This is a genomic window from Streptosporangium brasiliense (assembly GCF_030811595.1).
Taxonomy (GTDB): Bacteria; Actinomycetota; Actinomycetes; order Streptosporangiales; family Streptosporangiaceae; genus Streptosporangium; species Streptosporangium brasiliense.
In genome coordinates, this window is the sequence record NZ_JAUSRB010000002.1 from 1,018,955 (window position 1) to 1,030,936 (window position 11,982).

Annotated in this window: 12 protein-coding genes; 8 read left to right on the top strand and 4 right to left on the bottom strand. The window is 70.7% G+C overall.

Annotated features, from left to right (window positions below):
• Positions 1–71: 71 nt before the first annotated feature.
• From nuoH to J2S55_RS13140, 4 genes are read right to left on the bottom strand one after another with little or no spacing between them, the layout of a single operon-like run.
• Positions 72–1,028, bottom strand: a complete 957-nt coding sequence (gene nuoH / locus J2S55_RS13125) for an NADH-quinone oxidoreductase subunit NuoH (RefSeq protein ID WP_306875311.1) — start codon at positions 1,026–1,028, stop codon at positions 72–74.
• A 21-nt stretch (positions 1,029–1,049) separates the two neighbouring features.
• Positions 1,050–1,610, bottom strand: a complete 561-nt coding sequence (locus J2S55_RS13130) for an NADH-quinone oxidoreductase subunit C (RefSeq protein ID WP_306860227.1) — start codon at positions 1,608–1,610, stop codon at positions 1,050–1,052.
• Between the two features lie 20 nt (positions 1,611–1,630).
• Positions 1,631–2,128 carry an NADH-quinone oxidoreductase subunit B gene (locus J2S55_RS13135; protein WP_306860229.1) on the bottom strand — a complete coding sequence of 166 codons (498 nt, stop codon included), beginning with the start codon at positions 2,126–2,128 and terminating at the stop codon, positions 1,631–1,633.
• Between the two features lie 43 nt (positions 2,129–2,171).
• A complete protein-coding gene (locus tag J2S55_RS13140) occupies positions 2,172–2,543 on the bottom strand; it encodes an NADH-quinone oxidoreductase subunit A (RefSeq protein WP_306860231.1) in 372 nt (123 codons plus the stop codon).
• Positions 2,544–2,827: 284 nt separating this feature from the next.
• Between J2S55_RS13140 and J2S55_RS13145 the strand changes: the two genes are divergently transcribed.
• The 8 genes from J2S55_RS13145 (at position 2,828) to J2S55_RS13175 (ending at position 11,966) form a co-directional block, all read left to right on the top strand.
• Positions 2,828–4,228 (top strand): polysaccharide deacetylase family protein, encoded by a 1,401-nt coding sequence (locus J2S55_RS13145; protein ID WP_306860232.1) that lies wholly within the window; start codon positions 2,828–2,830, stop codon positions 4,226–4,228.
• A gap of 69 nt (positions 4,229–4,297) precedes the next feature.
• Positions 4,298–4,387, top strand: coding sequence for a putative leader peptide (locus tag J2S55_RS48290; protein WP_369011196.1), 90 nt, complete (start codon positions 4,298–4,300; stop codon positions 4,385–4,387).
• Between the two features lie 269 nt (positions 4,388–4,656).
• A complete protein-coding gene (locus J2S55_RS13150) occupies positions 4,657–6,510 on the top strand; it encodes a 2-oxoacid:acceptor oxidoreductase subunit alpha (RefSeq protein WP_306860234.1) in 1,854 nt (617 codons plus the stop codon).
• Entirely contained in the window at positions 6,503–7,549 is a 1,047-nt protein-coding gene (locus J2S55_RS13155; RefSeq protein ID WP_306860236.1) for a 2-oxoacid:ferredoxin oxidoreductase subunit beta, read from the top strand. Before J2S55_RS13150 ends, J2S55_RS13155 begins: the two co-directional genes overlap by 8 nt.
• 204 nt (positions 7,550–7,753) lie before the next feature.
• Positions 7,754–8,749: an NAD-dependent epimerase/dehydratase family protein gene (locus tag J2S55_RS13160; RefSeq protein ID WP_306860239.1), complete on the top strand. Its 996-nt coding sequence runs from the start codon at positions 7,754–7,756 to the stop codon at positions 8,747–8,749.
• Positions 8,750–8,985: 236 nt separating this feature from the next.
• Positions 8,986–9,651, top strand: a complete 666-nt coding sequence (locus J2S55_RS13165) for a polysaccharide deacetylase family protein (RefSeq protein WP_306860241.1) — start codon at positions 8,986–8,988, stop codon at positions 9,649–9,651.
• A gap of 114 nt (positions 9,652–9,765) precedes the next feature.
• Entirely contained in the window at positions 9,766–10,689 is a 924-nt protein-coding gene (locus tag J2S55_RS13170) for a glycosyltransferase family 2 protein (RefSeq protein WP_306860243.1), read from the top strand.
• Between the two features lie 26 nt (positions 10,690–10,715).
• Positions 10,716–11,966: a GNAT family N-acetyltransferase gene (locus tag J2S55_RS13175; RefSeq protein WP_306860244.1), complete on the top strand. Its 1,251-nt coding sequence runs from the start codon at positions 10,716–10,718 to the stop codon at positions 11,964–11,966.
• Positions 11,967–11,982 lie beyond the last annotated feature (16 nt).

The following is an 11,982-nucleotide window of genomic DNA, read 5'->3' on the forward strand; positions in this document are numbered from 1 at the left end:
GAGACCTCGGACAGGCTCGGACCAGCCCGTGAGGGGCTTTCCCGGACCAGCCCATGAGGGGCTTTCCCGGATCAGCCCGCGAGGACTTTGACGACCCCCGTCAGCGCGAGCTGGACCAGCGCCAGCGGCACCAGGCCGACCCAGGCGAGCTTCTGGAGCTGGTCCTCGCGGAGCCGGGGGAAGCTCACCCGGACCCAGATCACCACGAACACCAGGGCGGAGACCTTGATGAGCATCCACACGGGTCCGGGCAGGAGGGGCCCGTGCCAGCCGCCCAGGAACAGCACGGCGGTGAGCGCGGAGATCACGATGATCCCGGCGTATTCGGCCAGCATGAACAGGGCGAACCTGATCCCCGCGTATTCGGTCATCGGACCCATGATGATCTCGGAGTCCGCGATCGGCATGTCGAACGGCGGGCGGCGCAGCTCGGCGAGCCCGGCGACGAAGAAGATCACGCCGCCGATCGCCTGCCAGGGCAGCCACCACCACTGCCAGGACTCCACGATGCCCGGCAGGGAGAGCGTGCCGGCGGCCATGGCGACGCTGGAGGCCGCCAGGACCAGCGGCAGCTCGTAGGACATGAGCTGGGCCGCCGAGCGTATCCCGCCCAGGACCGAGTATTTGTTCCCCGACGACCAGCCGGCCATGATCGAGCCGAGCACGCCGATCCCCATCACGGCCAGGACGAAGAACAGGCCCGCGTCCAGGTCGACCCCGACCAGGCCGGGGCCGATCGGGATGACGACCATCACCACGAGGTAGGGGATCAGCGCCACCGCGGGCGCCAGGGCGAAGACCCGGCGGTCGGCGGCGGCCGGGATCACGTCCTCCTTCTGGGTGAACTTGATCCCGTCGGCGATGAGCTGGGCCCAACCGTGGAAGCCCCCGGCGTACATCGGGCCGAGGCGCGCCTGCATGTGCGCCATGACCTTGTGCTCGGCCTGCCCGGCGATCAGCGGCAGCACGAGGAAGGCCACGACGATCCCCACCAGCCGGACGGCGACGTCGAGCACCCCGGCCATCACGCCTCCCAAGCGTCGGACACCTCAGCCATCACGCCCCCAGTCGGCGGGCACGCCGGGCGGGAGGGTCTTGCGGCGGCTCGGCGAGCCGTGGTCGGACTCACCGGGCTCCTTGGCCCCCGGCCACGCCTTGGCGACCCGGGCGGCCAGCACGAAGTCCTTGCGCAGCGGGAAGCCCTCGAAGCCGTCGGGCAGCAGCAGCGGGACCAGGTTCGGATGCCCCTCGAAGATCACTCCGAACATCTCGAAGGTCTCGCGCTCGTGCCAGTCGGCGCCCCGGAAGACACCGACCGCGCTGGGCAGCCGGGGGTCGGCGCGGGGGACCCGGGTGCGCAGCAGCAGGTGCCCGCGCGACGCGGGGGCGAACACGTGGGCGACGACGAAGAACCCGTCCGGCGGGTCGTCCACGGCGGTCAGCCAGTCGAAGAACTCGTAGCCCTCGGCCCGGACGGACTCCAGCAGGCCGGTCCAGTCGCCCGCCTGGACGTCCACCGTGATCTCGCCGAACGACTCCGACACCTGCGCGCGCGTGCCGTACCGCTCCTGGACCGCGGCGACACCGGGCCGCCCCTCACCGCTGCTCATCTGCTCGGCTCCTCGCGGGATCAGACATACCGGTCACTCAGGTTCTCCGCGGCGATCTTCTCCTGGAGCATCATGATGCCGTGGAGCAGCGCCTCGGGCCGGGGCGGGCAGCCGGGGACGTAGACGTCCACCGGGATGATCTGGTCGACGCCCTTGGTCACGCAGTAGGAGTCCCAGTAGGGGCCGCCGGAGTTGGAGCAGGCGCCGAAGGAGATCACGTATTTGGGGTCGGGCATCTGTTCGTACAGCCGCTTGACCGCCGGGGCCATCTTGTCGGTCACCGTGCCCGAGACGATCATCAGGTCGGCCTGCCGGGGGCCGTTGGCGAACGGGATCACCCCGAACCTGATGAAGTCGTGCCTGCTCATCGAGGTCGCGATGAACTCGATCGCGCAGCAGGCCAGGCCGAAGTTGAACGCCCACAACGAGTAGCGCCGCCCCCAGTTGAGGACGAAACGCATGGGCTTGGGAGCCAGCCGGGAGGCCGGCCCCACCGTGGGCATCGGAAGATCCGCCATGACACCCATTCTCCTTCAGTGCCGATGGTCCCGCCCGCCCGGCTCAGGTCCAGGCGAGCACACGCTTACGCCAGGCGTAGAGGATCCCGAGCGCGATGAAGCCCAGGAAGACGAACATCTCCACCAGGGTGGTCATCCCGAAGCCGGGGGCGGCGAAGACCGTCGCCCAGGGGAAGAGGAAGACCGCGTCCACGGCGAAGACCACGTAGAGGTAGGTGAAGACGTAGTAACGGACCTGGGACTGGGCCCAGTCGGCGCCGACCGGGTCGACGCCGCACTCGTAGGTCAGCAGCTTCTCGGGGGTCGGGCGGTGGGGGCGGAGCAGCCGGTTGACCGTCAGCGCCCCGGCGACGATCAGCGCTCCGATCGTCAGCAGCGCGAGGACGACCCCGTAGGAGCCGAAGTATCCGCCCATGGATCCTCCTCACGAGGACCCCGCCGGACGGAGCCCTCTCCCCCCAGCTATAGCAGTGTCCACCGTCCACGTCACCTGGTGGAGCGGCCAAACCGGATCCGGCCAAAACCTCTTCCCGATTAATCCCAAAGATCGGCAAAAGTGCACATATCGCGTTTACTGTGTCAGGCATGCCTAAATTGCGATTCGCCGGAGGAATCGCGCTAATTGCCGCAGCGGTAGCCGGATGTGGCACGGCCGCCACCTCCCCCAGCGCGGAACACCCCCTTCCCTCTGAACCCACGATGATCAACTACGCGGACCCCTCGGCGGTCCACGGGCTGAGCGTCCGGAACCTGAGCGGAGGTGACTCCGGCGACCGGCGCGTGCACGTCGCCTACCCCTCGGTCGACGGCGCCCCCCGCCTCACCGAGAAGCTCCGCCGGACGGTCACCGAGCAGCTCGACCGGTTCACCAGGGACACCTCCATGAACCACGCCCTCCCCCATCCGGAGTTCAACGTGGACTGGCAGCTCACCGCCGCCTCCGACCAGGTGCTCGGCGTACGGCTGCGCATCGGCGAATCCCTCGGGAACGGCTGGTCCGAGGCCCGCACCACCGTCTGGTACGACCGGGTGGACAGTCGCGCCCTGGACTCCGCCGCCCTGCTGAGGGACGACGCCGCGCTGGCCGAGCTGGCCCGGCTCGTCAGGGAGCGGCTGGCCGTCCAGGGGCCGCGCGTGAACCCGCACGCGATCAAGCCGGGCCCGCGGCAGTTCGACTCCCTCGGCTTCAACCCACGCGGCGACCTCGTCGTGGAGTTCGACGACTCCCAGGTGGCCGGCGGGTCCATGGGTCGGGTGGCGGTCGCCGTCCCGGCCTCCGAGGCGGAGCCGCTGCTGTCGGCGACGGGGATGCGGGCACAGCGGGCGGCCAGGGCCGCGCAGACACCGCCGCCGGGGTCGGAGGAGTTCATCGAGGCGGCGAGCACGACCGAGCCCCCGGCGCGGAGTTCCAAGGCGGGCGAGGTGGACTGCGCGAAGGCCAAATGCATAGCGCTGACCTATGACGAGGGGCCGGGGCCCCACACCGGACGGCTGCTGGACGCCCTCGCCCGCGAAGGCGCCAGGGCGACCTTCTTCAGCGTCGGCTCCAACGCCTCCGCCCGCCCCGAACTGCTGCGGCGGATGCGGCAGGAGGGGCATCTGGTGGCCAACCACACCTGGTCCCACCGCGACCTGACATCCCTGCCCGGCAGCAAGGTCGCCGACCAGCTCAACCGCACCCAGTACGCGATAACCCAGGCGATCTGGCAGGTCCCGACACTGATGCGCCCGCCGTACGGCGCGAGCAACATCCAGGTCGCCGCGGTGGCGCGCAGGATGGGCCTGTCGGTCGTGCGGTGGAGCGTCGACACCGAGGACCAGGGCGACCCCGACCCCGGGGCCATCGCCGACCGGGCCGTCTCCCGGGCCAGGCCCGGAGCGATCGTCCTCATGCACGACGTCCACGGCGCGACCGTGGACGCCACCCCCCAGATCTTGCGGCGACTGAAGGAGAAGGGCTACACCTTTGTCACGGTCCCCGAGCTGTACGGCCCGCGCGGGATGCAGCCGGGCGGGACCTACGACTCGGCCGCGTCCGGCGGCGGTCCGGGCAGGACGGGCAGCCTCGCCCGCGCGCTGGAGAAGCAGGCAGTGCCATAACCTGCGGCTATGAGCACATAGCCGGAGGCGATGAGGACGGCCTCCGGCCGGGACATATAGTTAGGCATCGTGACGCCAACTGTCCTCTTCGGCCGCCTGCACGTGGACCTGTGCCGGCTCGCGGCCGGGCTGTGTCGGGCCAACCGCTCGCGATCGTGACCTCCACGCAGGCCACCCACCCGTCCGTCCGGGCAGTTCCGGCGACGCGGCGTCCCAGCTCCTGATCGACGGCAGCCGAGGCTGTATGACGCGCGCCATACCCCCCTTGGGCGAAACGCGGAAGACACCAGACGGAGCACTAAAGATCGCACTCGTCTGCATCCAAAGGATCTAGCAACGCGGAAGACGATGCGTCACCCTGAGGGATCTAGCATGGAAATGACAAGCAACCAGCAACGGCGCGTCGCCGCGTCGAGGAGGTCTGAGCTGTGACCAAGCAGGTTCAGCAACTCGACCGCGTGATCATCCGGTTTGCCGGAGACTCCGGTGATGGAATGCAGCTGACCGGTGATCGCTTCACGGCGGGAACGGCGGAGTTCGGCAACGACCTGTCGACCCTGCCCAACTTCCCGGCCGAGATCCGCGCCCCCGCAGGGACCCTGCCGGGCGTGTCGAGCTTCCAGCTGCACTTCGCCGACCATGACATCCTCACGCCGGGGGACGCCCCCAACGTGCTGGTCGCGATGAACCCCGCCGCCCTGAAGGCCAACCTCGGCGACCTGCCGCGGGGGGCCGACATCATCGCCAACACCGACGAGTTCACCAAGCGCAACCTCCAGAAGGTGGGCTACGACGGCAGCCCCCTGGAGGACGACACGCTCGCCGAGTGGCGCGTCCACCCGGTGCCGCTGACCTCGCTGACCGTCAAGGCGCTCGAAGGCTTCGAGCTGTCCAAGAAGGACGCCGAGCGCTCCAAGAACATGTTCGCCCTCGGCCTGCTGAGCTGGCTCTACCACCGGCCGACCGAGGCGACGATCCAGTTCCTGGAGACCAAGTTCGCCAAGAAGCCCGACATCGCCAAGGCCAACATCGCGGCCTTCCAGGCGGGCTGGAACTACGGTGAGACCACCGAGTCCTTCTCGGTCTCCTACGAGGTCAAGCCGGCCAAGCTCGCCCCCGGCGTCTACCGCAACATCTCCGGCAACCAGGCGCTCGCCTACGGCCTGATCGCCGCCTCCGTCCAGTCGAGGCTGCCGCTGTTCCTCGGGTCCTACCCGATCACCCCGGCCAGCGACATCCTGCACGAGCTGTCCAAGCACAAGCGGTTCGGCATCCGCACCTTCCAGGCCGAGGACGAGATCGCGGGCGTCGGCGCGGCCCTCGGCGCCTCCTTCGGCGGGGCGCTGGGCGTCACCACGACCTCCGGGCCCGGTGTGGCGCTGAAGGCCGAGACCGTCGGCCTGGCGGTGACCACCGAGCTGCCGCTGATCGTGGTGGACGTGCAGCGCGCGGGGCCGAGCACCGGCATGCCCACCAAGACCGAGCAGACCGACCTCCTCATGGCCATGTACGGCCGTAACGGCGAGTCGCCGCTGCCGATCGTGGCGCCGGCCACCCCGTCCGACTGCTTCGACGCGGCCATCGAGGCGGCCCGCCTCGCGGTGAAATACCGCACGCCGGTCATGCTGCTGTCCGACGGCTACCTGGCCAACGGCTCCGAGCCGTGGAAGGTGCCGAGCAAGGCCGAGCTGCCCGACATCGCCACCGAGTTCGCCACCGGGCCCAACGGCGAGGACGGCGTGACCTTCCTGCCGTTCAAGCGCGACCCCGAGACCCTGGCCCGTCCCTGGGCCATCCCGGGCACCGCGGGCCTGGAGCACCGGATCGGCGGCATCGAGAAGGCCGACGGCACCGGCAACATCTCCTACGACCCCAACAACCACGACCGGATGGTCCGGCTCCGTCAGGCCAAGATCGACGGGATCGCCCAGGACATCCCGCCGCTGGAGGTCGACGACCCCGACGGCGACGCCCGGGTGCTGGTCATCGGCTGGGGCTCCACCTACGGCCCGATCGCGGCGGCCGTACGGCGGATCAGGAAGTCCGGCGGCAAGGTCGCCCAGGCCCACCTGCGGCACCTCAACCCGCTGCCGGCCAACACCGGCGAGGTCCTGCGGGCCTACGACAAGGTGCTGCTCCCCGAGATCAACCTCGGTCAGCTCGCGCTGCTGCTGCGTGCGCGGTTCCTGGTCGACATCATCAGCTACAACCGCGTGCGCGGGCTTCCGTTCAAGGCCGAGGAGCTGGCCGGCGTGATCCAGGACGTGATCGACAGTGAGTGATCTTGCAAACGGCAGGGGCCTGTCCCTGGTCCCGAAGTCCGACGTCAAGCTGGGCATGAAGGACTTCAAGTCCGACCAGGAGGTCCGCTGGTGCCCGGGATGCGGTGACTACGCCATCCTGGCCGCGGTCCAGTCCTTCGTCCCCGAGCTCGGCCTCAAGCGCGAGAACATGGTGTTCGTCTCGGGCATCGGCTGCTCCTCCCGCTTCCCCTACTACATGAACACCTACGGGTTCCACTCGATCCACGGGCGCGCCCCGGCGATCGCGACGGGCCTGGCCACCTCGCGTCCCGACCTGTCGGTGTGGGTGATCACCGGTGACGGCGACTCGCTGTCCATCGGCGGCAACCACCTGATCCACGCGCTCCGCCGCAACGTCAACCTGAACATCCTGCTGTTCAACAACAGGATCTACGGTCTGACCAAGGGTCAGTACTCCCCGACCTCCGAGATCGGCAAGATCACGAAGTCCACCCCGATGGGCTCGCTGGACAAGCCGTTCAACCCGATCTCGCTGGCGATCGGCGCCGAGGCCTCGTTCGTGGCCCGGACCATCGACTCCGACCGCAAGCACCTGCAGTCGGTGCTGCGCGAGGCCGCCGAGCACCGGGGCACCTCCCTGGTCGAGATCTACCAGAACTGCAACATCTTCAACGACGGCGCCTTCGAGCAGTTGAAGGACCCGGAGCTGCGTGACGACATCACGCTGCGCCTGGAGCACGGCCGGCCGATCGTCTCGGCCTCCAAGGCCGCGCGACGTGCGGCCGACGGCGGCATCGAGGTCGTCCCGAGGTCGGAGGTGAGCGAGGACGAGATCCTCGTCCACGACGCCCACCGCGCCGACCCGTCCCTGGCCTTCGCGCTGTCACGGCTGGACGAGCCCGCCTTCGAGCACGTCCCGATCGGCGTCTTCCGCAGTGTGGACCGCCCCTCCTACGACGAGCTGATGGCCGAGCAGCTCCAGGAGGCCGTCGGCGGGCGCGGCCAGGGCGACCTGGACGACCTGCTGCTGTCCGGAGACACCTGGCGCATCGGCTGACGGAGGCGCGACGACGACGATGGGGCCGCTCGGATGAGCGGCCCCATCGCTTTTTCTCCCGGACAGTCGGATATGGGCTGCCGTGGCGCGTGGGACAAGAGAAGATGAGAACGCGTGGGCCCGTCCGGAACCAGGGCCCGCCAGCCAAGCACGCCGGCTACAGCGTCCGAGACGACTCGTCAGACACACGAGGAGAACCCGCCCGTGCTCACCGTCCCCGCACTCGAAGACCCGCATGCCCAGCGACAGCAGGACCGCCACTGGTACGGCTCACAGGTGCTCGTGACCGGTGCCACCGGATTCATCGGAGCCCGGCTGGTGGAGCGCCTGGGCTCGCTCGGAGCACAGGTGCACGCGGTCAGCCGCAGCCCCCGGGAGGGGGCCGGCCACGGCGAGACCTGGCACGTCGCCGACGTCAGCGACGCCGGCGCGGTCGAGGACCTCGTCCGTTCCACCCGTCCCGCCGTCGTCTTCCACCTCGCCAGCGAGGTCGCCGGCGCCAGGGACCCGCAGCTCGTCCGGCCGATGCTGGACAGCAACCTCGCCAGCGTGGTCAACCTGCTGACGGCGGTCGCCGGCAGCCCGGGCACCCGGGTGGTGCTCGCCGGATCGCTTGAGGAGCCCCGGCCGGCCGAGGGCGAGACCGCGCCGTCCTCGCCCTACGCGGTCGCCAAATGGGCCGCCAGCGGCTACGCGCGGATGTTCCACCACCTCTGGGACGTCCCCGTGACGACCCTGCGCATCGGGATGGTCTACGGACCGGGCCAGCACGACACCAGGAAGCTGGTCCCCTACGTGACGCTCTCGCTGCTCCGCGGCGAGGCGCCCAGCCTCAGCAGCGGGACCCGCCAACTGGACTGGGTCTACGTCGACGACGTGGTCGACGCCTTCCTCGCCGCGGGCATGACCCCGGAGGCGGCCGGCCTGAGTCTCGACATCGGCACGGGCACGCGGACGTCCATCCGGGACACCGTGGAGCTGCTGGGCCGGATCATCGGCGGCCCGGCGCGGCCCCGGTACGGCGCGATCTCCGACCGCCCGCTGGACAGCGCCCGGATCGCCGACATCGCCCCCGCCGCCGAGGTGCTCCGGTGGCGCCCCGTCACCGGGCTGGAGGAGGGCCTCCGGCTGACCACGGCCTGGTACGCCGAGCGCCTGCGGCGGGACGGGACCGCCACGGCGGCGGGGACGGCACCGTAGCCCGCCACCGTGGCGGCGGGGGCGGCACCGTAGCGAGGGCGCCGTAGCGAGAGCGCCGTAGCCAGAGCACGGTAACCAGAGCGTCGTGGCGAGAGCACGGTAACCAGACACCACGCCCATACCGGCGGAGGGCACGCTGTAACGGGACGCCATGGAATCCGATATCAACCGAGGGCCCGGCTCCGTGCGCGCCGCCCTCCGGTAACCGGGACGCCGGATCAGAAACGAGGGCACTGGTGGATTCGGTCGTCAACCTCACGGTGCACGGCATCGGCCCGACCAGCCGCGAGCTCGACCCGGGCGAGGACACGACCTGGGTCAGCGTGGAGCAGTTCGAGCAGGTCCTCGACGCGGCGGTGGGCCGTCAGGACGTCCGCATCACCTTCGACGACGGCAACGCCTCGGATGTGGAGATCGCCCTCCCGCGGCTGCTCGAACGCGGCCTCACCGCGGAGTTCTTCGTGCTGGCCGGACTCCTCGGCGAGCCGGGCAGGCTGGACGCCGACGGGGTGCGGGAGCTGGTGGCGGCGGGCATGCGGGTCGGCTCGCACGGCTGGGCGCACCGCGACTGGCGGCGGCTGGACGGGGAGCAGGCCGAGGAGGAGATCGCCGAGGCCAACCGGCTCCTCACCGAGCTCACCGGGCGGCGGGTGTCGAGGGTGGCCATCCCGTTCGGCTCCTACGACCGGCACGTGCTCGGCAGGCTGCGGCGGGCGGAGGTGACCCGCGCCTACACCAGCGACGGGGGCCGCGCCCGGCCCGGCACCTGGCTCCAGCCGCGCAACAGCCTGCGCCACGACATCGACGCCACCTGGGCCCCGCAGGTCATGGACGGCACTCCGCCGCTGCCGCTCCGCGTCCGCCGGGTCGCCGCGCGGGCCTTCAAGCGCGCCCGCGGGTGACGCCTCCGCCTCCCCCTCGGCCGGGCTCGCGGCCCGCGACCCCTACGCGTCCCGCGACCCCTACGGGACTTGGAACGTGGTAACGACACCGCCGCCCCCGGCGATGACGAATATATGACACCTGGTACCCCCCGGATCGCCATAGTGATCGTCACCTACAACAGCGCGGAGGTACTGGAAGGCTGTCTGCGCTCCCTCGCCGAGGGGGCACGGGGCGTGCACCTCGCCGGCGTCGTCGTGGCCGACAACGCCTCGAAGGACAGCACGCTCAAGATCGCCGGTGAGGTGACCGGACTACCGCTCCAGATCGTCCAGCTCGGCCGGAACGCCGGCTACGCGGCGGCGATCAACGCGGGCGTCGCGGCGCTGGACCTTCAGGACATCGACGCGGTGTATGTGATCAATCCCGACTGCAGGCTGCGGCCCGGCTCGATCCTCCCGCTCGCCGAGGCCCTGCGCCGGCCGGGGCGCGGCATCGCCGTACCCCGCATGGTCAACCCGGACGGCAGCCTGCAGCCCTCGCTGCGCAGGACGCCCACGGTGCGCCGGGCGCTGGTGGAGGCGATGATCGGCGGAGACCTCGCGGGCCGGATCGGCACCCTCGGCGAGCTGGTCACCGACCCCCGGGAGTACGAACGGCCCGGCGTCGCGGCATGGGCGACCGGTGCCGCCATGTTCCTGTCGGCGGACCTCATCAGGGAGATCGGTCCGTGGGACGAGTCCTTCCTGCTCTACAGCGAGGAGACCGAGTACGCGCTGCGGGCCGGCGACCGGGGCTGGGCGCTCTGGTACGAACCGGCGTCGGTGATCGAGCACATCGGCGGCGACTCGGGTGTCAACCCCACTCTCGCCGCGCTGCTCACCGTCAACAAGGTCAAGCTGTTCCGCAGGCGGCGGAGCACCCTGGCCTGGCTCGTCTACTACTTCGCGGTCGCCCTGGGCGAGGGGGTGCGCGCGCTCGCGGGGCGCCGCACCTCAAGGGCGTCGATCGTGGCGCTGCTCAGGCCGTCGCGCCGGCTCCAGAAGCTCGCGGACTGACCAGGCGACCGGCGAGAGGAACGACCATGAGCATGCCCGCGAGCCAGGTGCCCGGCGGGCCGGAGGCGCCCGAGCCCGCCCGGCCCTCGACGGCACGGACGGAACCGGCGGAACCGGGAACGCGGACGGCACACCCGGAACCGGCGGAAGCAGGAACGCGGGCGGCAGGGGCGGGGCGGACGGCACGCCCGGGACCGGCCGCGCCGACGGCGCGGACCGTCCGGACGGTCCGGACGGCCGGTTTCGACGCGCTCACCGCCGAGGAGCTGGACGCCTGGCATCTGCTGCGGGCGGCCAACCCGCTGCTGGACAGCCCCTACTTCCACCCCGGCTTCGCCGCGGCCGTGCACGCCAGCGGGCGCGAGGTCCGGGTCGCCGTGGGCCGGGACGGGGCGGGCGAGGTCTGCGCCCTGCTGCCGCACCACCGCGAGCGGTCGCTGATCAGGCCCGCGGGCTGGCCGGCGGCGGACTTCCAGGGGCCTGTGCTCGCCGCGGGCACCTCCCTCCCCCCGCTGGCCCTGCTCACCGGCGGGGTCCGCGCCTTCGCGTTCGACCACCTGGTCGAGAGCTGCGCCGACTTCGAGCCGTGGGTGGAGTCCCGGCGCCCGTCACCGTTCCTGGACGTCTCCGGCGGCCTGGAGGGATATCTGGGCCGGGCCTCACGCAGCGGCAAGGACAACATGGGGCAGGCCCGCCGCCGCGCCGCGAAGGCCGAGCGGACCCACGGCACGGTGCGGTTCGCGGCCGACGTGGTCGACCCCGAGATTCTGGACCGGGTGGTGGAGCTCAAGCGCGCGCAGTACGCCGCCACCGGCGCCAAGGACTATTTCGCCGGACCGGACCGCCGTGACCTGCTGACCCGGCTGCTGCACACCCGCGATTCCTCATTCGGGGGCGTTCTGTCCACTCTGCATGCCGGCCCCCATCTGGTCGCGGCGCATTTCGGAATACGTTCGGAGAACGTGCTGCACTGGTGGTTCCCGGTCTACGACCCGGCTTTCGCCGGGCTCGCCCCCGGCTGGATGCTGCTGCGCGAGCTCGTCTGCGCCGCTCCCGCTCTCGGCGTCACGCGGATCGACCTCGGGCGGGGTGACGACGAGTACAAACGGCGCGCCAAGACGGGCGAGACGCCGGTGTGCCAGGGGATGGTGACCCGGAGCTCGGCCCGGCAGACGCTGCGGCGGGCCCGGGACTCCATGGTCGCCACAGCGAAATCATCCGCATTCGGCCCTGGTTTGCGCCATATCGCGCGAAAAATACGCACATTACGTCAGTAATCACGCCCGCTCTTCC

Excerpts from the sequence above, each read along its gene's own strand:
- J2S55_RS13130 (WP_306860227.1), bottom strand. The coding sequence starts at position 1,610 with ATGAGCAGCGGTGAGGGGCGGCCCGGTGTCGCCGCGGTCCAGGAGCGG.
- J2S55_RS13135 (WP_306860229.1), bottom strand. The coding sequence starts at position 2,128 with ATGGCGGATCTTCCGATGCCCACGGTGGGGCCGGCCTCCCGGCTGGCT.
- J2S55_RS13140 (WP_306860231.1), bottom strand. The coding sequence starts at position 2,543 with ATGGGCGGATACTTCGGCTCCTACGGGGTCGTCCTCGCGCTGCTGACG.
- J2S55_RS13145 (WP_306860232.1), top strand. The coding sequence starts at position 2,828 with ATGATCAACTACGCGGACCCCTCGGCGGTCCACGGGCTGAGCGTCCGG.
- J2S55_RS13170 (WP_306860243.1), top strand. The coding sequence starts at position 9,766 with ATGACACCTGGTACCCCCCGGATCGCCATAGTGATCGTCACCTACAAC.
- J2S55_RS13175 (WP_306860244.1), top strand. The coding sequence starts at position 10,716 with ATGAGCATGCCCGCGAGCCAGGTGCCCGGCGGGCCGGAGGCGCCCGAG.